Here is a 21,442-nt window from a genome sequence, read left to right as displayed (position 1 = left end):
TTCCAACGACTGAGTGCAAACACGGTGGCGCTTTACGAAGGCGGGTCCTGCCCTCGATGGACCAGCACACGAACCAGCCCCCAGCAATGGCGGGGAAGTTGGTGAACCACAAACACGTTGGTGGCCGGTGTAGACATGGTTACAAGTTCCCCACAAACCAGTCCTTCACAGAACTGAAGGCTGACTTCATCGTGCCGGACTTCTGGGCAACCTTGTAACCCCGAAGGCGGGCAATGCGGGCCTCTTCGAGCAGGCCCATCACCGTGGCCGCACGGGGCTGCGCCACCATGTCGGCCAAAGCGCTGTTGTATTTGGGGATGCCCCTTCGCACCGGCTTGAGGAAGATGTCTTCACCCAGCTCCACCATGCCCGGCATGATGCAACTGCCGCCGGTGAGCACGATGCCACTGGAGAGCACTTCCTCGTAGCCGGACTCGCGCATCACCTGATTTACCAGAGTAAAAATTTCCTCGACCCGCGGCTCGATCACGCCCGCCAGTGCCTGACGGCTCAACATGCGCGGGCCGCGATCGCCCAGACCCGGCACCTCGACCTGGGTTTCAGGGTCCACCAACAACTGCTTGGCGTGGCCCGACTCGACCTTAATGTCTTCAGCATCTTTGGTGGGTGTGCGCAGGGCCATGGCAATGTCGCTGGTGATCAGGTCACCGGCAATCGGGATCACGGCGGTATGGCGTATGGCGCCGTTGGTGAAGATGGCGACATCGGTGGTACCAGCACCAATGTCTACCAGTGCGACACCGAGTTCGCGCTCGTCTTCGGTGAGCACCGACAGGCTGCTGGCCAGCGGGTTGAGCATCAGCTGCTCGACCTCCAGGCCGCAGCGGCGCACGCATTTGATGATGTTTTCTGCCGCGCTCTGCGCACCGGTCACGATGTGCACTTTGGCCTCCAAGCGGATGCCGCTCATGCCGATGGGCTCACGCACATCCTGGCCATCGATGATGAACTCTTGCGGCTCCACCAGCAGCAAGCGCTGGTCGGTCGAGATGTTGATGGCCTTGGCGGTTTCGACCACACGGGCGACGTCGGCTTGGGTGACTTCTCGGTCTTTCACCGCCACCATGCCGCTGCTGTTAATGCCACGGATATGGCTGCCGGTGATGCCGGTGTACACACGGGTGATCTTGCAGTCGGCCATCAGCTCGGCTTCTTTGAGCGCTTGCTGAATGCTGGCCACCGTCGCATCGATATTGACCACAACACCGCGCTTGAGCCCATTGGTGGGTGCCACACCGAAGCCGGCGAGTTTGAGCTCGCCTCCAGGCATGACCTCGGCCACCACCGCCATAACTTTGGCCGTGCCGATATCGAGGCCGACGACGAGATCTTTATATTCTTTTGCCATTGTGTTGCCCTGCTCCGTTTGCGCTATTTCTTGCCGCTATCAGCCGCTGCCAGCGTGGTGACGCCACGCAACTCTGACGGCATATCCGTTGACGTGACGCAGGTCTGCCGACTCCAGCGATCCGGGGCCGCGCCCGTAGCGTGAAGTCACTTGCGTCAACGTTTTCAAAAATTGTTGGAGTCGCTCCACCACGACATCCGGCCCACCACGGCCCAGTTCGATCACGGCGCCGCCGTCCAGGCGCGCGCGCCAACTGCCGCGGTCGGACAACTCCAGTTGCTCCAACGCCAGCTCCATGCCCGCAAAGGAAGGCGCCAGCGTGCGGTACATCTGCAATACCTCGTCGCTTTCGCCGTCAGGGCCGCTCAGCTTGGGCAGCTCTTCTTGCTCGACCTCGCCCACGTTGGCCTCGAAAACTTCGCCAAAGCTATTGAGCAAGCGCAGCTCGGGCTCATCGCCCCAGTAGGCGACCGCCACATGCTCTTGCAGTTCGACGCGCAAGCGGTTCGGAAACTCGCGCCGCACGACCGCATGCCGTACCCATGGCACCGCCTCGAAGGCAGCGCGCACACGGGCCAGATCTACCGAGAAAAAGGTCCCGCTCAAGCCGGGCGCCACATTGGCGCGCAGCGTCAACGGGCTGTTGTGACTCATATCCCCTGCCACGGTGATGCCCTGAATCGCAAACACCTGCAGCCGCCCCAACCATTTGCCACCGGCAACGACCGCAAGGACGACAAAGCCCACGAACAGGAGCGCAGCGGTCCCGTTCATGAGCTTGACGTCCAGCGGTGTGTCGGCGGCGGAGTTCACGCGTCGGCCTTCCCATCAGTGGCGGTGCTTTGCAGCAGGCGCACACACAAGTCTTCGTAGCTGATGCCTGCCGCGCGGGCAGACATGGGCACCAGAGAGTGACCGGTCATGCCCGGCGAGGTGTTGATTTCCAGCAGGTAAGGCGTGCGGGTCTTGGCATCAATCATCACATCCGCCCGGGCCCAGCCACGGCAGCCCAGCACTTGGTAGGCCTTGCACACCAGCGTCTGGATGGCTTCCTCTTCCCCTGCGGGCAAACCGGCGGGCACCAAGTATTGGGTGGTGTCGGTGAAATACTTGTTCTGGTAGTCGTAGTTGCCTTCGGGCGCGACGATGCGGATGACAGGCAGCGCTTCAGGCGCGGAGGTCGGGCCCCAGATCGGGCAGGTGACTTCGTCGCCGGCAATGAACTGCTCGCACAACACATGGCTGTCGTGCTGCGACGCGAGCGCGTAGGCAGCATCGCACTGGTCCGCCGTCATTACCTTGGTGAAGCCGATAGACGAGCCCTCGCGTGCGGGCTTGACGATCATGGGCGCACCGAGCGCTGCAAACGCAGCATGGGTTTCCGCGGCGCTCTTGACCTGTTGCCATGCGGGTGTCGACAAGTCCTCGAAGCGCCAGATGCGCTTGGTCATGACCTTGTCCATGGAGATGCTGGAGGCCATTACGCCGGAGCCGGTGTAAGGGATGCCCAGCAATTCGAGTGCGCCCTGCACCGTGCCGTCTTCACCGAAGCGACCGTGCAGCGAGATAAAGCAGCGATCAAAACCCTCGCGCTTGAGTTCATCCAGCGCACGTTCCGAGGGGTCGAAAGCGTGTGCGTCCACGCCTTGCGAACGCAGCGCCTTGAGCACGCCGGTGCCCGACATCAGCGACACCTCGCGCTCCGCCGAGGCGCCGCCCATCAGCACGGCCACCTTGCCGAGATTTAGATTATTTTGGCTCATAGCGCCCGTCCCTGCTGCGCGAGCAGCTCCTTATTTTGTAGCAAATCAACAATTCTTCCGGGCACGGCGCCAATCGATCCGGCGCCCATGCAGATCAACACATCGCCATCGCGCGCGTTGTCGATGGCGGCCAGAGGCATAGCAGCGATGTCGTCCACAAACAGGGGCTCCACCTTGCCTCCCACCCGCAGTGCGCGGGCGAGAGAGCGGCCATCGGCGGCCACAATCGGCGCCTCACCTGCGGCATACACCTCGGCCAGCAGCACCGCATCGGCACCGGCGCCAATGACCTTCACAAAGTCTTCAAAGCAATCCCGCGTCCGGGTGTAACGGTGCGGCTGAAAAGCCAACACCAGACGACGGCCGGGGAATGCCCCCCGCGCAGCAGCCAGGGTGGCCGCCATTTCGACGGGGTGATGGCCGTAGTCGTCAATGACCGTGACGACTCCACCGGATTCGCCCTCTTTGGCGGGCAAAGTGAGGTCACCATAGCGCTGGAAGCGGCGGCCCACGCCCTTGAACTCGGCCAGTGCCTTGATGACTGCTGCATCCGGAATGTTCAATTCCACGGCCACTGCAATCGCCGACAAGGCGTTGAGCACGTTGTGCAGACCGGGCAGGTTCAACACCACTTCCATGTCGGGCAGCACCACGCCGTTGCGGCGTTGCACGGTGAAGTGCATCTGGCCGCTCATGGCGCGCACATTCACGGCGCGGACTTCAGCGTCTTCGTTGAAGCCGTAGCTGGTGATCGGGCAGGTAACCTGCTCGCAGATGTCGCGCACCGCGGCGTCATCGGTGCAGAGAATGGCGGTGCCATAAAAAGGCATGCGGTGCAGGAAGTCGACAAAGGCTTTCTTGAGCTTGCCGAAATCGTGCCCGTAGGTCTCCATGTGGTCGGCGTCGATGTTGGTCACCACTGCCATCACGGGCAGCAGGTTCAGGAAAGACGCGTCCGACTCATCGGCCTCGACCACGATGTGGTCGCCACTGCCCAAGCGCGCATTGGCGCCGGCACTGTTGAGGCGGCCGCCGATCACAAAGGTTGGGTCCAGACCTGCTTCCGCCAACACGCTGGCGACCAGGCTGGTGGTGGTGGTTTTGCCGTGGGTACCAGCAATCGCAATGCCTTGCTTGAGGCGCATCAGCTCGGCCAGCATCAACGCGCGGGGCACGATGGGGATCTTCATCTCGCGGGCGCGAATGACTTCGGGGTTGTCGGACTGCACCGCCGTGGAGGTGACCACGGCATCGGCACCAGTCACGTGACCGGCCGCATGGCCCACATACGTCTTGATACCCAGGGCGGCCAAGCGACGGGTAGTAGCGTTGTCAGCGAGGTCGGAGCCGGAAATCTCGTAGCCGAGATTGCTGAGCACTTCAGCAATGCCGGACATGCCGGAACCACCAATACCCACAAAGTGGATGTGTTTAACGGCGTGCTTCATGTGGCCAGCTCCTCGCAGGCGGCGACCACCGCATCGGTGGCATGTAGTTTTTGCATCTTTTTAGCTCCCAGCGCCTGCTGCATCAGCGCAGGCCGCTCTGTTTTTTGTAGCATTACTGCCAAGGATTCGGGCGTCAGCGTGGCTTGCGGCATCAACCAGCCGCCCCCTTGCTCGACCAGGAATCGGGCGTTGAACGTCTGGTGATCGTCCACTGCGGACGGGAAAGGCACGAAAGCCGCTGGCGCACCCACTGCGGCCAGTTCGGTCACGGTGCTGGCGCCGGCGCGGCAGATCACCAGGTCCGCATCGGCAAATGCCAAGGCGGTGTTGTCGATAAACGGGGTCAAATGGGCTTGCACCCCTGCGGCGGCGTAGTTGGCGCGCAGTTCGTCAATTTGTTTCTCACCCGCCTGATGGGTCACGATGGGGCGCTGGCCCTCGGGAATCAAGGCAAGTGCTTGCGGCACGACCGTGTTCAGGGCGCGAGCGCCCAGACTGCCGCCCACCACTAGCACCTTGAGGGGGCCACTGCGGCCGGCAAAGCGCTGCTCAGGAGTGGGCAGATTCAAGAACTCGGCACGCAAGGGGTTGCCGATCCACTCGGCCTTTGGCATCACGCCCGGGAACGCCGAGAACACCCGATCCGCCACCCCGGCGAGCACCTTGTTTGCCAAGCCGGCCACCGAGTTCTGCTCGTGCAGCACCAATGGCTTGCCACACAGCACACCCATCATGCCGCCCGGGAAGGTGATGTAGCCGCCGAGGCCCACCACCACATCAGGGCGCACGCGCCGTACCACTTGCAGGCTTTCCCAGAAAGCGCGCAACAATTTGAAGGGCAAAAAGGCGAGGGCCTTCAAGCCCTTGCCACGCACACCGCCGAAGTTCACCAACTCCAGTGGGATGCCGCGGCTGGGCACAATACGGCTTTCCATGCTGCCGGGGGCCCCCAGCCAGTGGACGCGCCAACCTTTGTCGATCAGCGCTTGCGCCACTGCCAAGCCCGGGAAGATGTGCCCGCCCGTGCCGCCGGCCATGATGAGAGCGACTTTTTGCTTCATACCCGCCCCCCATGCATCAGCTGGCGGTTCTCGTAGTCCACACGCAGGACCACCGCAATGGCCACGAGGTTGATCAGAATGGCGGAGCCGCCGTAGCTCATCAGTGGCAGGGTCAGGCCTTTGGTGGGCAAGGCGCCTAGGTTCACACCCATGTTGATGAAAGCCTGAAAGCCCATCCACACACCCACGCCTTGTGCCACCAGTCCTGAGAACACGCGGTCCAAGGCAATCGCCTGGCGGCCGATGTGCATGATGCGTCGGGTCAGCCACAAGAACAGGCCAATCACCACCACCACGCCGACCAGACCGAACTCTTCGCCGATCACCGCCAACAAAAAGTCGGTGTGGGCCTCTGGCAGCCAGTGCAGCTTTTCCACACTGCCGCCCAAGCCGACACCAAAAATCTCGCCACGACCGATCGCGATCAAAGAGTGCGAGAGCTGGTAGCCCTTGCCCAAGGCATGCTTTTCATTCCACGGGTCGAGATACGCAAAAATGCGTTCGCGCCGCCATTCGGAAGTGGCGATCATGAGTGCAAACAACAACACCATCACCGCGGCAATCAGAAAGAACATGCGGGCATTGACACCGCCCAAGAACAGAATGCCCATCGCAATCACGGCAATCACCATGAAGGCACCCATGTCCGGCTCGGCCAGGAGCAGCAAGCCAATCACCGCCACCGCCACCGCCATCGGTGCGACTGCGCGGAAGAAGTGCTCTTTGACTTCCATTTTGCGGACCATGTAGTCCGAGGCGTACAAAAGCACCGCGAATTTGGCAAGCTCGGAGGGCTGAAAATTCATCACACCTAGCGAGATCCAGCGCTTTGCGCCATTCACGCCACGGCCCACACCGAGCACCAGAATCAGCAGGATCAAAGACACCACAAACAACCAAGGGGCTAAGCGCTCCCAGGTTTGCAGCGGGATCTGAAAAGCAATTAGCGCCGCGACGAAAGCCACCATCAACGACATGGCGTGGCGCACTGCAAAGTGGGTGTGGCTGTAGAAGGTGAATTTGGGGTTGTCCGGCATGGCGATGGATGCGGAATACACCATCACCAAGCCCCACAGCAGCAGCGCCACCGTGACCCAGACCAGGGGTTGGTCAAAGCCCTTGACTTGCGCTGGCGTGGTACTGGCAGCGAAAGACCCACGCCCGCCCAGGCGCACTGGCAGTGCACCGGCGGCCTCGGCCTCCTTGGGTGCAAACCAGGCTGCGAGCGCGCGGGGCATCAGCTTCATAGGAGCTGCTCCAATTCAGTGCCATTGGCCAAGGCCAGCTCTTTCACAGCCTCGCAAAACACCTGGGCACGGTGCTCGTAGTTCTTGAACATATCGAAGCTCGCGCAGGCAGGCGACATCAGCACCGCATCGCCTGCATGGGCCTTGGCATTGGCGAGTGTTACGGCTGCGGCCATGGACTCCGCATCCAACACCGGCACACCGGTGTGCTCGAGGGCCGCGCGGATCAAGGGGGCATCTCGCCCGATCAGCACCGCCGCGCGCGCATAGCGCTCGACCGGACCTGCGAGCGGGGCAAAGTCTTGTCCCTTGCCTTCGCCACCCAGAATCACCACGATGCGGCGGTCTGCACCGAGGCCCTGCAGTGCGGCCACGGTGGCACCCACGTTGGTGCCTTTGCTGTCGTCAAAAAACTCCACGTCGTTGAGCACGCCAATCGGCTCGACACGGTGAGGCTCACCGCGGTACTCCCTCAGGCCGTACAGCACCGCGGCCAATGAGCAGCCGGCGGAAGCGCACAAAGCCAAGGCGGCCAGCGCATTGCTCGCGTTGTGGCGGCCGCGGATGCGCAAGGCGTCTGCTGGCATCAAGCGTTGGATATGGATCTCTTGTTCTTCATCCTTGCGGCGTTTGCGGGTCTCGTCGGCCTCGAGGGCGCGCACCAGCCAGACCATACCGTTGACTTCTTCGATGCCGAAGTCACCGGGGCGTTGCGGCATGGTGGTGCCGAAGGTGATGTACGCCCGCTCTTGCGGACGCTGCAGGCGGACTCGCACCGGCTCAGGGCGCATGGCCATGACGACCGCGTCTTCGCGGTTCAGCACCAACATGCCGTGCTGGCCAAAGATACGGGCCTTGGCACCCGCATAGGCTTGCATGCTGCCGTGCCAGTCGAGGTGATCCTGGCTGATGTTGAGCACGACCGCAGCAGTCGGCTCAAAACTGCCTGCGGCATCCAACTGGAAGCTGGAGAGTTCCAGCACCCAGACTTCGGGCAGCGTGTCCGCCACGAGGTGTTGGGTCAAGGTGTCCAACAAGGTCGGGCCGATGTTGCCGGCAACCGCCACTGTTTTGCCCGCATGGGCGATCAGTTGACCGGTCAGTGAGGTGACCGTCGTTTTGCCATTGGTGCCGGTAATCGCCAAAACAGCGGGGGCGTAAGCGCGCTGGGCCCGCAAAGTCTCCAGACCCTGCGAATACAAGCTTAATTCGCCACCAACCGCGATAGAGCTTGCGCGAGCAGCTCCTAAAACAGGAGCAATGTCTGCAGGACTCAGACCCGGCGAACGGTATACCGCATGCAAGCCTTGTCCTTCGACCAGGCTGGCATCAAAAGGCCCCGCAACAAAACGGACCTGGGGCAGTTCGTGTTGCAACACTGCCAGCTGGGGCGGGGCGTCACGGGTGTCTGCCACGGTCACGTTGGTCGCGCCAGCGCGCACACACCAGCGCGCCATGGCAAGACCAGAAGCCCCCAAACCAAGGATCAGCACTTGCTGGCCGGCGAGGGGCGCAAACACCACAGGCTCAGCGGGCGCATCGGTGGACACCACCTCTTGCGCAACCGCCTCGGAAGCGAGTGCTGCGACCTCGGCCTCTTTGGCGTCGGTACTGTCCGCCTGGGTATCCGCAAAAATGCGGGCCACAAACTCGGCGGCATCTTTGGCCGCAGTCAGTGTCACGGGCAAAGCGATGGGAGCTGGAGCTGAGACTACAGGCACATCGGCTGGCGTCATTGCCTCTGCCAGCGGTTCGTCAGCAGGCAAATCTACGGCCGCGGCGCTCAGGGCCGGGTCGTGCGCGAGCCCGCCTGTCGTGTCGACCGGCGTGAGGGGGCTGTCTGCAGGATGTGGCTGCTCGGGGGTGTTCATCGCAGTTTCAGGGTGGAGAGGCCGACCAGGCAGAGCAACATGGTGATGATCCAGAAACGGACCACGACCTGGGTCTCTTTCCAGCCGGACTTTTCAAAGTGGTGGTGGAGTGGCGCCATCTTGAGCAGGCGACGGCCCTCGCCGAAACGGCGCTTGGTGTATTTGAAGTAGGTGACTTGCAGCATCACCGACACCGCTTCGGCCACAAAGATGCCGCCCATGATGGCCAGCACAATTTCCTGGCGAACAATCACGGCAATCGTGCCCAAGGCACCGCCCAGGGCCAGCGCCCCGACATCGCCCATGAAGACTTGCGCGGGGTGGGTGTTGAACCACAAAAACGCCAGCCCGGCGCCGGCCAATGCCGAACAGAAAATCAAGAGCTCGCCCGAACCGGGGATGTACGGAAAAAGCAGGTACTTGGAAAACACCGAGCTCCCGGTCACATAGGCAAAGACGCCCAAAGCCGAACCCACCATGACTACAGGCATGATGGCTAGGCCGTCGAGGCCATCCGTCAGATTGACCGCATTGCTGGAGCCGACGATGACCAGATAGGTCATGACCACAAAGCCGAGCACGCCCAAGGGGTAGCTCACCTCTTTGAAGAAGGGCAAAAACAAGCCCGCTTTCGGCGGAAGGTTGACATCGAAGCCCGAGGCCACCCAATTGAAAAACAGCTCCAAGACCCGGAGGTTGGAGCTTTCAGAGATGCTGAAGACCAGGTAGAGCGCGGCCAACAAGCCGATCAGGCTCTGCCAGAAATACTTTTCCCGCGAGCGCATGCCTTCCGGATCCTTGTGCACCACTTTGCGCCAGTCATCGACCCAGCCAATCGCACCGAAACCCAGCGTGACGACCAGCACAATCCAGACAAAACGGTTGGAGAGATCCGCCCACAGCAAGGTCGCAATCGCGATGCACAGCAAGATCAACACCCCGCCCATGGTGGGCGTTCCGCTTTTGGCGAGGTGGGTTTCCATGCCATAGCCACGAATTGGCTGGCCGATTTTCAAAGCGCGCAGACGGCGGATCACTACAGGCCCGGCCACCAGGCCGATGAGCAATGCGGTGAGGGCAGCCATGACGGCCCGGAACGTCAGGTACTGAAACACCCGGAAAAACCCGAGCTCCGGGGACAAACCTTGCAGCCATTGGGCCAGGCTCAGCAACATGTAAATTCTCCAAACAAATCAAGCGGCATCGGATACCACCTCCGGCGCAGATGGGGCCGACAAAGCCTCCACCACACGCTCCATGCGCATAAAGCGCGAGCCTTTGACCAATACGCTGGCCACGTCCGGCACCAAAGCATTCGCAGCCTGGAGTAATCCTTCCACGGTCGCGAAATGACGCGCAGTGGGCAGCTCTTGCACCGCAAAGGCACTCGCCTCGCCCAAAGCCAGTACGTGCTCTATGCCTGCAGCCCGCGCATAGCGGCCTGCCTCGGCATGAAAAACCGGGCCTTGTTCACCGACCTCGCCCATATCGCCGATCACCAGCAAACGGGGGCCGGGCAAATCGGCCAACACATCAATGGCGGCCCGCATGGAATCGGGGTTGGCGTTGTAGGTGTCGTCTACCAAAGTGAAGTCGCTGACACCATGCCGGACCTGCAGTGCGCGGCAGCGACCTTTGACGGGCAAAAAAGCCTCCAAGCCCTGTTGAACCGACGCGACCGGTACGCCGGCGGACAGCGCACAGGCTGCCGCAGCCAGCGCGTTTTTGACGTTATGACGGCCGGCTATCGCCAAGCGGAACTGCAGCATGCCCTGCGGGCTGTGGGCCTGTACCTGCCAAGAGCCGTCCTGCCAATTGGCATGTTGCAGCACCACCTCAGCGCCGGTGGACGCAGCAGAAAAACCGGTAACGGAGCGGCCTGCGGCCAGCTCACGCCAGAGGGGAGCAAAGTCGTCATCTGCAGGAAACACGGCAACGCCGTCGGCCGGCAAGGCGGACAGCACACTGCCGTTCTCGCGCGCAACGGCGTCGATGGTGTGCATGAACTCCAGGTGCTCCCGCTGCGCGTTGTTGACCAGCGCCACCGTCGGGCGAGCCATGGCCGCAAGGCCTGCGATCTCGCCGGGATGGTTCATGCCCAACTCGACCACGGCAATGCGGTGGGTTGAGCGCAAGCGCATCAGGGTCAGTGGAACTCCGATGTCGTTATTGAAATTGCCCACCGTAGCCAATGCGGCGCCGTCCGGCGCATAGGCATGCAAGATGCTCGCGACCATCTGGGTCACGGTGGTTTTCCCGTTACTGCCGGTGACTGCGATCAGGGGAATCTGAAACTGCGCGCGCCATGCAGCAGCGAGTGCGCCCAATGCCTGCTTGGTGTCAGACACTTCGAGTCGCGGAAGCCCTACGGGGTAGGCCGACGCGGGTAGACCGGCATGGCACAACACGGCGGCTGCACCTTTGGCCTGCGCCTCGTGCAACATGGCGTTGGCGTCAAAACGCTCACCCTTGAGCGCGACGAACAGATCGCCCGGCTCAATGGTGCGGGTATCGGTATGGACCCGGGCAATTCCAGCCGTGCTGTCGCCCACCAAGTGGGCACCAGGCAACAAGCGCGCGGCATCCGCTAGCGTCATGAACAGGCTCATGCAACAACTCCGTGGGTGGGCTGGCGCTGTGACAGCGCCGCTTTGGCGTGCGCCAGGTCGGAAAACGGCGTCTTGGTGCCGGCCACTTCTTGGGTCTCTTCGTGGCCTTTGCCGGCGAGCAGGACCACGTCTTGTGCGGCGGCCTCGGCAATCACTTGGGCGATGGCTGCGCCGCGGTCCACTTGCACGTCCACGTGCGGGCACTCCACCATGCCCAAAAGAATTTGCGCCACGATGGACTCAGGCCTTTCGCTGCGGGGGTTGTCGCTCGTCACCACGACACGGTCCGACAGCGCAGCGGCCACCGCGCCCATCAAGGGGCGCTTGGTGGCATCGCGGTCGCCACCGCAGCCAAACACACACCACAAGCGCCCGCCGCGGCTGCGCGCCACAGGCTGCAAGGCGCGCAGCGCCTGGTCTAAAGCGTCCGGGGTGTGGGCGTAGTCCACGGCCACCAAAGGCGCCGCATCCCCGCCCACGCACTCCATGCGACCCGGAACAGGCAGCAATGTGGAGCACGCGGCAACCGCCTCCGGCAATGCAATGCCCTGCGCACGCAAAGTAGCCAGCACGCCCAGCAAGTTGGACACGTTGTAGCTGCCAATGACGTGCGACTGCATGCGAATGACTTGCGCGCCTTCCACCACATCAAACGCGAGGCCTTTAGCGGTGTGGGACACATCGCGCGCCTGCAATCGGGCTGGCCGGTTCACACCGACGGTCCACAGGTCCAAGCCCGAGCTTGCCAGCTCGGCAGCCAGCTCGAGGCCCTTGTCGTCATCCACATTGATCACCGCGGCACGCAAGCCCTCCCAAGCAAACAGCGAACGCTTTGCTGCCCAGTAGGCGGCCATGCTGCCGTGGTAATCCAAGTGGTCTTGGGTGAAGTTGGTGAAGATGGCGGTATGAATCACAGTGCCTGTCATCCGCATTTCTTCAATGCCGATGGAGGAGGCCTCGATAGCACAAGCCGTGAGCCCTTGATCCACAAAGCTGCGCAGTGTCTTTTGCAACAGCACTGGATCCGGCGTAGTGAAACCGGTAGCGGTGAGCGCAGGTGGGCGGCCGACACCCAAGGTGCCGATCACGCCACAGGCCTTGGCTTGTGCGCCTTGAACTTGACCTAAGGCTTGCGCCAGCCACCAAGCAGTGCTGGTTTTGCCATTGGTACCCGTCACTGCTAACAGCGCCAACTCGCGGGATGGCGCACCATAAAACTCGGCGGCGATCGGGCCGGAGTCAGCTTTCAGGTTGGCATATAGCGCCACTTTTTCAGCATCAAAGCCAAAACCATATGCTCCGTCTTGGTCGACCACGCAGGCCAATGCGCCCTGCTTCAGCGCCGCAGACACAAAGCGGCGGGGATCAGTCGCCACGCCGGGCCAGGCAATGAAGGCATCTGTTGCAGTGAGGGTGCGGCTGTCAGTCGTCAGCCCTTGCACACCACGTGCGCGCAACCAGGCAACCACGGCGGCGGGATGGGTGAAAGCGGTCATCAGAAACTCTCCTCGACCGCCGAAGCCTGAATATGCGGCTGCACGGCAATATCGGGCTGGACGCCCAACATGCGCAGCGTTTGCTGCACCGTTTCACTGAACACCGGCGCAGCCACTTCACCGCCGTAGTATTTGCCAGCGCTTGGTTCATCCAGCATCACGCCGACAATGATCCGGGGCTCTTCAATCGGGGCCATGCCCACGAACCAGCTTCTGTATTTGCGGTTGCCGTCAGAGCCATAGCCCTTGCCGATCTGCTTGTACGCAGTACCGGATTTGCCACCCACCGAGTAGCCGATCGTCTGGGCTTTGGGAGCAGTCCCGCCGGGGCCGGCCGCCATTTTCAACATGTGTCGGACGCGGGCTGCTGTTTGTTCGGAAAACACCTGTACGCCTACTGCAGGCGTAGTGGTTTTCAGCAAGGTGGCCGGGATGATTTGCCCGCCGTGTGAAAAGACGGTGTAAGAGCGCACCATTTGAAACAAGGACGCAGACATGCCGTAGCCGTACGAGACCGTGGCTTGCTCAATGGGGCGCCACGATTTGTAAGGGCGCAAGCGACCGGACACAACACCGGGAAACTCGACTTGGGGCTTCTGGCCAAAGCCGGCTTGCGAAAAGGTTTGCCACATTTCGCTCGCAGGCATTTGCATGGCCAGCTTGGTCGTTCCCACGTTGCTGGAAACTTGCAGAACCTGCTCTACCGTCAACATCCCGTGGGGATGAGAGTCGCGGATCGTCGCGCCCGTGATCGTGATAGTGCCGGGGGCCGTGTCGATCATCGTGGTCGGCTTCACCCGCCCGGTTTCGAGCGCCAAGCCCACCGTGAAGGGCTTCATGACCGAGCCAGGCTCAAAGGTATCGGTCAGAGCACGGTTACGCAGCTGTTCACCGGTCAGGTTCTTGCGCTTGTCGGGCGTGTAGCTGGGGTAGTTGGCCAAGGCCAGCACCTCGCCAGTGATGGCGTCCAACACCACCACGCTGCCGGCTTTGGCTTTGTGGGTGGTCACCGCATCCCGCAGCTTCTGGTACGCAAAAAACTGCACCTTGCTGTCGATGCTGAGCTGCAAATCTCGCCCGGGCACCGGCGGCACAACCTCGCCCACATTCTCGACTGCCCTGCCCAATCGGTCCTTGATCACATGGCGCATACCGGCACGACCGAGCAGCTCTTTGTTGAACATCAGCTCAACGCCCTCTTGACCGTTGTCTTCCACGTTCGTAAAGCCGACGATGTGGGCCGCAGCCTCGCCTTCCGGGTACTGGCGCTTGTACTCTTTGCGCTGATAAATACCCTTGATGTTGAGCTCGGCTATTTTTTTGGCGATATCTGCATCGACCTGCCGCTTGATCCAGACAAACGTTTTGTCTTCGTCAGCCAGTTTTTTGGACAGCTCCGCCACGGGCATATCCAACAACTTGGCCAGCTGCGAGAGCTGGCCTTTTTCGAGATCGACATCCTCAGGGATAGCCCAGATGCTGGGCGCGGGTACGCTGGACCCCAGGATCAATCCATTGCGGTCCAGAATGCGACCGCGATCCGCGGGCAGATCGATCGTCCGGGCAAAGCGCACTTCGCCTTGCTTGATAAAAAAATCATTGGCATACACCTGGATGTAAGCCGCCCGGGCCACCAACCCGGTAAAGCCCAACGCAATGGCGCCCACCACAAACTTGCTGCGCCACACAGGGGTGCGGCTTGCCAGCAAGGGGCTGGAGGTGTACTGGATGCCCCGGCGTGTCACTCGGCACCTTTCGTTGGCACAGGGGCTTCGGCAGCGGCTTTGGTCGCCGGTGCGGTGTAGGTCACATAGCTGGTGATGGCAGGTGTCACCTGGCGCATCTGGAGCTTGTCGCGCGCGAGCTGCTGCACACGCGCAGAAGTGGCCTGCTCACGCTTGGCCACTTGCAAACGCCCGAACTCCGTCTCAAGGCGACGCGAATCAGCACGCGCCTTGTCCAGCTCAGTAAACAGGCGGCGGGACTCGTATTGCACGCCGACCAGGTACAGGGCGCTGATCACGACCGCCAACAGCAGCACGAGATTGATGCGGATCATGCCGGCATCCTCTGCGCCACACGCAGAATGGCGCTGCGGGAGCGAGGATTTGCAGCGACCTCCTCAGCCGACGGCTTGATACGCCCAAGCGCCTTGAGCTTCATGACCTTGGGTGCGGCAAAAGGGGCACGCCGGTCGTATTCATCCTTCGAGTGTTTGGCAATGAATTGCTTGACGATCCGGTCTTCCAGCGAATGAAAGCTGATCACCGCCAGCCGCCCACCGGGCTCCAGCACCTCGAGACTGGCCTCTAGCGCTTGTTGCAACTCCTCAAGCTCGGCGTTGATGAAAATCCGAAAAGCCTGAAATGTGCGCGTTGCAGGGTTCTGGCCCGGCTCGCGGGTTTTGACCGTGTCAGCCACGAGTTGGGCCAGCTCGGAGGTGGTTGAAATTGCCCCCCGTTCCTGTCGGCGAGCAACAATCGCCTTTGCAATTGCCCCAGCAAACCGTTCTTCACCGTATTCACGTATCACCTCCGTGATTTGATTGATCTCGGCCGTCTCCAGCCACTGGGCAACACTCTCTCCGCGCGTGGTGTCCATGCGCATATCCAAAGGACCTTCGAAGCGGAAGCTGAAGCCCCGCTCCGGGCTGTCAATCTGGGGGGAGCTGACCCCCAGATCCATCAGAATTCCGCCCACGCTACCGCCTGCCAGAACTCCAAGATTGGAAAATCCTTCGTGACGGATAGAGAAGCGGGCATCGTCGATCAGCGCTGCTTGTGCCACAGCCTCCGGGTCGCGATCGAACGCAATCAAGCGCCCATCAGCGCCCAGGCGCGACAAAATGAGCCGGGAGTGGCCACCACGACCGAACGTGGCGTCGACATAGGTGGCTTGGGCCGCTGCGGCAAATGGAGTGCCGCCGTCACTGAACAAGGCATCAACCGCTTCGTTCAACAACACGGTGGTATGGATCCGGGGAGCTTCCACCGTCAGGCCTTAAAAAGAAAAGTCCTTGAAGACGTCGGGCATGTCACCCTGCATCGCCTTGGCCTCTTGTTCGTCGTAGGTCGCTTTGTCCCACAACTCAAAATGATTGCCCATGCCAAGCAGCATGGTGTCTTTGGCAATACCTGCGGACTCCCGGAGTTCTGGCGAGATCAGCACGCGGCCGGTGCCATCCATCTCGACATCCATGGCATTGCCCAAAAAAATCCGTTTCCACCACTGCGCCGACATCGGCAATGCAGCGATACGCTCCCTGAACTTTTCCCACTCCGGACGCGGGAAAACCATCAGGCAACCGTGGGGGTGCTTGGTGATCGTGAGTTGTCCGGCAGCCGTCGCACTCAAGACGTCACGATGCCGTGTCGGCACCGACAGGCGACCCTTGGCATCAAGACTGAGAGACGAAGCCCCTTGGAACACGTAAAACCACCTTTGTACTGTGACAGCACTCAAACAGCAATTTCATGGCACTTTTCACCACTAAATTGCACTTTTTTGCACTGTATCAGCAAACGGCCTCATCGCAAGATGCCTTGCGCGAATTTTTTCCAATGAAATCAAGGACTTAGAAGCGTTTCTAAAGGCGGCGACGCCTTAAAAACCGTTCTAAATTAAGCACTTAGCAGATGCTCTGAAAGTGATGCTTGAAGGGACTACCGTTTATCCGCTTTTTCACAAATCACAGAATAAATCGGGACAAGTCTTCGTCCTGACTCAGCGCCCCGAGACGCTCATCCACGTAGCGTGCATCGATCTGGATGGTTTGGCCACCCAGGTCTCCCGCATCGAAACTCACATCATCCAGCAAACGCTCCATCACCGTCGCCAAGCGGCGAGCACCGATGTTTTCGGTTCGCTCGTTCACATCGAACGCGATTTGCGCAAGCCGGGTAATGCCATCCGCTGTGAACTCCAGCGATACAGACTCAGTGGCCAGCAAAGCTTGGTATTGCTTGATCAAAGATGCATGGGTTTGGGTCAAGATCGCTTCAAAATCTTGAACCGACAAAGACTGCAATTCCACGCGGATCGGGAAGCGTCCTTGCAATTCAGGAATCAGATCGCTCGGCTTGCTCAAATGGAAGGCGCCCGATGCGACGAACAAAATATGGTCCGTCTTCACCATGCCGTACTTGGTAGTGACCGTGGTTCCTTCGACCAAGGGGAGCAGATCACGCTGAACACCTTGCCTGGAAACCTCGCCCCCATTGCCCTCACCACGGGAGGTCACCTTGTCAATTTCATCAATAAAAACAATGCCGTTTTGCTCCAGGGTTTGGATCGCCTGGGTTTTGATGTGGTCTTCGTTGACCAGCTTGGCAGCCTCTTCCTCGGCCAGCAGTTTGGCGGCCTCTGCAATCCGCAATTTGCGGATTTGCTTCTTGCCTTGGCCCATTTGACCAAAGAGCCCGCGAAGCTGTTCGGTCATCTCCTCCATGCCCGCAGGCCCCATGACTTCCAAGCTCGGCGCTTGCATGGCGAGGTCTAACTCGATCTCACGATCATCGAGCTGTCCCTCGCGCAGCTTCTTGCGAAACGCTTGGCGCGTGGAGCTCTCGGGGGCGTCGGCTGTTGAAGTGGCGCTGGCATCGAACCGCGGAGGTGGCACCAGGATATCCAAAATCCGCTCTTCGGCAGCGTCTTCAGCCCGGCGGGCAACTTTGCGCTTCTCTTGCTCCCGAACCTGCTTTACGGCAATTTCTGCCAGATCGCGAATGATGGCATCCACGTCTTTGCCCACATAACCAACCTCGGTGAACTTGGTCGCCTCGACCTTGATGAACGGTGCATCGGCCAGCTTTGCCAGGCGTCGCGCAATCTCCGTTTTACCGACGCCAGTAGGGCCGATCATCAGAATATTCTTGGGCGTAATTTCATGACGCAAATCGCCCTCGACCATCTGCCGGCGCCAACGATTGCGCAAGGCGATCGCAACCGCACGTTTCGCCTGCGCTTGGCCAACAATGTGTTTATCTAACTCGGCAACGATGCCGCGGGGAGTGAGCGTCTGCATAAAAAACTTCGGGAAAAGCAGGAGTTACAGGGTTTCGATGGTGTGGTGCATATTGGTGTAGATGCACAGCTCACCTGCAATTTCGAGTGAGCGCTTCACAATATCCGCGGCCGGGAGATCTGAGTGATTGAGCAAGGCAACCGCAGCGGCTTGGGCATATGCACCACCGGATCCGATGGTGACGATCCCGTTTTCGGGCTCGAGCACATCCCCGTTTCCTGTAATGATCAACGACGCATCTTTGTCCGCCACTGCCAACATCGCCTCCAGCTTGCGCAATACGCGATCAGTGCGCCAATCCTTGGTCAACTCAATCGCCGCCCGCACCAAATGACCTTGGTGTTTTTCAAGCTTGGCTTCAAAACGCTCAAACAAAGTGAAGGCATCCGCCGTAGCACCTGCAAAGCCAGCCAGCACTTTGCCGTGATAGAGCTTGCGTACTTTCCGGGCAGAGCCCTTAACCACGATGTTGCCCAAAGTGACTTGTCCGTCACCGCCGATCGCGACCTGAACACCCGCAGCAGTTTTGCGCCGCACACTGATGATGGTCGTTCCGTGAAATTGTTCCATAGAGGGGGAGTTGGGGGTGAAGCAAAAGTTTGCAAGCGGAGAAATACCTTCCCCGCGCGAAACAAAATTTAAAGGTCGCGTGGCACAACGCGTGCGTGTTCGCTGATGCCAATCACATTGAAAAAAGCGGCAACCAAACGATGCACATCTTGAAACTGCACCATACAGCCCTCCGCCTGACGCGAAACGACCCAGTTCAAGATCGTTCCTGCCGCAGAGAAGTCGACCCGGACCAAAAATCGACAAGAAATCACAATGTTGTTGGACTGGTCGCGTGCGCTGTCCAGCCCCGCCAATAGTGCCGTTGTATCGCCGGCCACGACCCCGCGCAGCTCTTGACTGGTCAGGGTGACCGAGCCCACACCCATCGGCGAAGTCGAAACGAAATCAGCGGAAACTGCATGAGCAGAGCGGAAATGAACGGCTGAATAGTCACAGCGCGCCGGGGCCCATGCAGGGGGAGAAACCTCATAGGTGATGCAGTAGTCCAACGCCACCAGCTCAAAATCGTCAAGACACTGCAAAGCTCGTAAAACGTTTAAACGAACAATCCACCACGCAGAATCAACACTGCGATTGGCGGAAGGCGTCAAGAATTGCAGCGCCGTCAACAATTGCGATGCACCAGCGAACCGCAACGAGACGGGCTCGTCGCACAAACTGGCAAACAATCCAGAAAGCAAAGGCATCGCAGGGGCATCGATACGCTCAAGCGCAGTCCAGTCCAAAGTCCATGGCATAGGCTGAGTCGACAGCACGAGGCGCAAAGCCTCCATTCCTTGGACGTCCAAAAACTGAGGGCAGGACCACATCGGATCCGCTTCGACGTACTCTCCAGCCACTGGCTCTGGCACAAAGGGCGCCGCCAAGGTCGTTTCCGCACCGAACGCCGTGTTGAGCTGAACAACATCCCAACGAGGCACCCGCTCGTCCCACAGGTGCGCAAACTCTACGATAGCCCAATCAAAACGTTCACGATTTTGAGTGGCTCGGTAGAGGTCCATCAGGGCAGCTGCCCAGTTAAACGCCGTCGAGGCATCCGCCACACCGCGTCGCAACGCGCTGATCAGGCTACTTTCCGCCCCGTGATCGTCGCCATTGGCAAAGCGGATGGCGGCTTCCTCCAGTTCAGGATCAGCAGCCGCGTCGGAAACTTCCAAAGCCAGCAGCTTGGAAGTCGTGAACGAGAGATCAGAGGACTCTGTGGCTCGGGCGAATGAAGGCTTGCTCCCAGGCGCCTTAGACGCCGGTGGAGCAAACATTGGCTCAGTCGGCTGGCCCATTTGCGTAGCCGCATATTCCGTTTGCGGTGCGCTTGCTCCCGGCTGATCCGGTGCTCCGCGCATGATGGGCAATGTAGATGCAGCGGCGCCCCCCCCATACCCGGTACCAGCGGAGGCTCCACTCGCCGACAAAGACTGTTGTGTGTCACTGGCAGGAGGAACTGCGGACAGGCGCTGTTCACTCCCCGCATTCGCAGCGGCAGCAGCGTCTTGCTTGCCTTTCCACCACTGCTTGGACATCTGCGCTTCGATTTCGTCGATTTTCTTCAGGGTCACCGCACGACCGTCGGGGTCGGTGGGAATACTGCTCTGGAAAAACGAAGGGCGTGCAAGATTTGCGACCGCAGAGGGGTCTCTATTGCGCAGTTTGCGGAGCTGGTCGAATTCACGCTTGCGGACAAAGTCGTTTTGTCGCTTGCGCTCAATCATGGCCTTGAGAGCCTGCTTGTCGTAAGCACTATCCGGCTCCGTCTCGGTGCGAGAGATATCCGACCAGTCTTTGGTCGGATTGCGGACGAACATCGCCACTTTGGAAAGTAGGCCGGGACGTTCGTCTTTGGTTGCCATATCAGCGGTAGGTAGCCTGCGTTAAACGGGAATTAATCCCCGAACATTTTCTGCTTCAGCTCGCGGCGTTGCTGCGCTTCCAAAGAGAGCGTCGCCGTTGGGCGGGCGAGCAAACGACCGACACCGATTGGCTCACCGGTTTCATCGCAATAGCCATAGTCGCCGGAATCGATACGCCCGATGGACTGCTCAATCTTCTTCAGCAACTTGCGTTCGCGGTCGCGGGTGCGCAGCTCCAAAGCGTGCTCTTCTTCAATGGTTGCACGATCTGCAGGATCGGGCACCACCGAGGTGTCTTCACGCAAATGTTCAGTAGTCTCTCCGGCGCTCGCAAGAATTCCGCGCTTGAGCTCGGTGAGCTTCAGGCGGAAATATGCGAGCTGCATCTCGTTCATGTATTCGGAGTCGGGCATCGCCAACAGTTCAGCATCCGTCATTTCGGTCACCGTTTTGTTTTTCCAATTATTGGCAAGTTTCGCGTCTTTTTTCACGATAGCAGGAATTACGGGAGCAATAACAGGGGAAGACATGGAATGGTTATAACTGGCTTTGGCAGCCGTTGAGGCGACTGACTGCGCCATAGAGGGCACCGTGAGCTGGGCCAGTCGCGAAGACGGGCGGCCTGCTTTGGCAGGCACTGTGGGAGCCGGAGCAACCACCGGCGCGGCAACGGCCACCGGCTTGACAACCGCTTTTTCGGCGGCAGGCTTGGTTTTTGCAGGCGTTGCAGCAGCTGTTTTGGCGGCGGATTTCACAGGCGCTTTGTCAGCAGTCTTGGTAGTTGTTTTCACAGGGGCAGGAACCGTGGTTTTGACAGCGGCTTTGCTGCTCGGTGGTGTAGCGACAGGTGCTTTGGCAACGACTTTCGCAGTTGGCTTGGCAGCGGATTTTGCAGCGGCCTTGACGGCAGCTGGCTTGACTTTGGCAGGGGCTTCTTTGGCCTTGCTATCTTTCCCGGACTTCGCGTTCACTTCTTGTCTCCTGGCAGGTTCGGCCTGCACATCGTCGCTGGTGGCTGCAGCCACTCTGGAGGCTTTTCGAGGCCTCTCGGAGCGGGTTTCTTCGGCGCGCGAGTGTACAGGCTTACCTGAAGGAAAACCCATAAGTTGCAAAAGCGAGACAAACATAGCACCCC

At 60.3% G+C, this 21,442-nt stretch carries 18 protein-coding genes; all 18 read right to left on the bottom strand.

The annotated features are described in order from the left end of the window. Positions 1-139: 139 nt before the first annotated feature. On the bottom strand, positions 140-1,369 hold the full coding sequence (gene ftsA / locus RAE19_RS11940) for a cell division protein FtsA (RefSeq protein ID WP_313875091.1): 1,230 nt from the start codon (positions 1,367-1,369) through the stop codon (positions 140-142). Between the two features lie 39 nt (positions 1,370-1,408). Continuing rightward, positions 1,409-2,182, bottom strand: coding sequence for a cell division protein FtsQ/DivIB (locus tag RAE19_RS11935; protein ID WP_313875090.1), 774 nt, complete (start codon positions 2,180-2,182; stop codon positions 1,409-1,411). Continuing rightward, the gene (locus RAE19_RS11930) at positions 2,179-3,132 is read right to left on the bottom strand and encodes a D-alanine--D-alanine ligase (RefSeq protein ID WP_313875089.1); all 954 of its coding nucleotides are present in this window, start codon (positions 3,130-3,132) and stop codon (positions 2,179-2,181) included. Before RAE19_RS11930 ends, RAE19_RS11935 begins: the two co-directional genes overlap by 4 nt. Continuing rightward, positions 3,129-4,580, bottom strand: a complete 1,452-nt coding sequence (gene murC / locus RAE19_RS11925) for a UDP-N-acetylmuramate--L-alanine ligase (RefSeq protein ID WP_313875088.1) — start codon at positions 4,578-4,580, stop codon at positions 3,129-3,131. Before murC ends, RAE19_RS11930 begins: the two co-directional genes overlap by 4 nt. Next, positions 4,577-5,641 (bottom strand): undecaprenyldiphospho-muramoylpentapeptide beta-N-acetylglucosaminyltransferase, encoded by a 1,065-nt coding sequence (gene murG / locus RAE19_RS11920; protein ID WP_313875087.1) that lies wholly within the window; start codon positions 5,639-5,641, stop codon positions 4,577-4,579. Before murG ends, murC begins: the two co-directional genes overlap by 4 nt. Continuing rightward, complete coding sequence (ftsW, locus tag RAE19_RS11915) at positions 5,638-6,879, bottom strand: putative lipid II flippase FtsW (RefSeq protein WP_313876228.1); 1,242 nt, start codon at positions 6,877-6,879, stop codon at positions 5,638-5,640. The genes murG and ftsW overlap by 4 nt, the downstream gene beginning before the upstream one ends. A 5-nt stretch (positions 6,880-6,884) precedes the next feature. Continuing rightward, positions 6,885-8,759 carry a UDP-N-acetylmuramoyl-L-alanine--D-glutamate ligase gene (gene murD / locus RAE19_RS11910; protein ID WP_430962534.1) on the bottom strand — a complete coding sequence of 625 codons (1,875 nt, stop codon included), beginning with the start codon at positions 8,757-8,759 and terminating at the stop codon, positions 6,885-6,887. Beyond that, entirely contained in the window at positions 8,756-9,934 is a 1,179-nt protein-coding gene (gene mraY, locus RAE19_RS11905) for a phospho-N-acetylmuramoyl-pentapeptide-transferase (protein ID WP_313875086.1), read from the bottom strand. Before mraY ends, murD begins: the two co-directional genes overlap by 4 nt. An 18-nt stretch (positions 9,935-9,952) precedes the next feature. Further along, complete coding sequence (locus tag RAE19_RS11900; protein ID WP_313875085.1) at positions 9,953-11,368, bottom strand: UDP-N-acetylmuramoyl-tripeptide--D-alanyl-D-alanine ligase; 1,416 nt, start codon at positions 11,366-11,368, stop codon at positions 9,953-9,955. After that, positions 11,365-12,864 (bottom strand): UDP-N-acetylmuramoyl-L-alanyl-D-glutamate--2,6-diaminopimelate ligase, encoded by a 1,500-nt coding sequence (locus RAE19_RS11895; protein WP_313875084.1) that lies wholly within the window; start codon positions 12,862-12,864, stop codon positions 11,365-11,367. Before RAE19_RS11895 ends, RAE19_RS11900 begins: the two co-directional genes overlap by 4 nt. After that, positions 12,864-14,609 (bottom strand): peptidoglycan D,D-transpeptidase FtsI family protein, encoded by a 1,746-nt coding sequence (locus tag RAE19_RS11890; protein ID WP_313875083.1) that lies wholly within the window; start codon positions 14,607-14,609, stop codon positions 12,864-12,866. Before RAE19_RS11890 ends, RAE19_RS11895 begins: the two co-directional genes overlap by 1 nt. Then, on the bottom strand, positions 14,606-14,923 hold the full coding sequence (ftsL, locus tag RAE19_RS11885) for a cell division protein FtsL (RefSeq protein ID WP_313875082.1): 318 nt from the start codon (positions 14,921-14,923) through the stop codon (positions 14,606-14,608). The genes RAE19_RS11890 and ftsL overlap by 4 nt, the downstream gene beginning before the upstream one ends. Further along, a complete protein-coding gene (gene rsmH, locus RAE19_RS11880; protein ID WP_313875081.1) occupies positions 14,920-15,855 on the bottom strand; it encodes a 16S rRNA (cytosine(1402)-N(4))-methyltransferase RsmH in 936 nt (311 codons plus the stop codon). The genes ftsL and rsmH overlap by 4 nt, the downstream gene beginning before the upstream one ends. Positions 15,856-15,864: 9 nt before the next feature. Then, positions 15,865-16,293: a division/cell wall cluster transcriptional repressor MraZ gene (gene mraZ / locus RAE19_RS11875; RefSeq protein WP_313875080.1), complete on the bottom strand. Its 429-nt coding sequence runs from the start codon at positions 16,291-16,293 to the stop codon at positions 15,865-15,867. A 259-nt stretch (positions 16,294-16,552) separates the two neighbouring features. Further along, the gene (gene hslU, locus RAE19_RS11870) at positions 16,553-17,887 is read right to left on the bottom strand and encodes an ATP-dependent protease ATPase subunit HslU (RefSeq protein WP_313875079.1); all 1,335 of its coding nucleotides are present in this window, start codon (positions 17,885-17,887) and stop codon (positions 16,553-16,555) included. 24 nt (positions 17,888-17,911) lie between these two features. Next, positions 17,912-18,457, bottom strand: a complete 546-nt coding sequence (hslV, locus tag RAE19_RS11865; protein WP_313875078.1) for an ATP-dependent protease subunit HslV — start codon at positions 18,455-18,457, stop codon at positions 17,912-17,914. Positions 18,458-18,525: 68 nt separating this feature from the next. Then, entirely contained in the window at positions 18,526-20,307 is a 1,782-nt protein-coding gene (locus tag RAE19_RS11860) for an STAS domain-containing protein (RefSeq protein WP_313875077.1), read from the bottom strand. A gap of 32 nt (positions 20,308-20,339) precedes the next feature. Continuing rightward, on the bottom strand, positions 20,340-21,278 hold the full coding sequence (dksA, locus tag RAE19_RS11855) for an RNA polymerase-binding protein DksA (RefSeq protein WP_313875076.1): 939 nt from the start codon (positions 21,276-21,278) through the stop codon (positions 20,340-20,342). Between the last annotated feature and the right edge of the window lie 164 nt (positions 21,279-21,442).

This window comes from Rhodoferax potami, assembly GCF_032193805.1.
GTDB lineage: Bacteria > Pseudomonadota > Gammaproteobacteria > Burkholderiales > Burkholderiaceae_C > Allorhodoferax > Allorhodoferax potami_A.
This window is presented reverse-complemented; position numbering and strand designations above follow the sequence as displayed.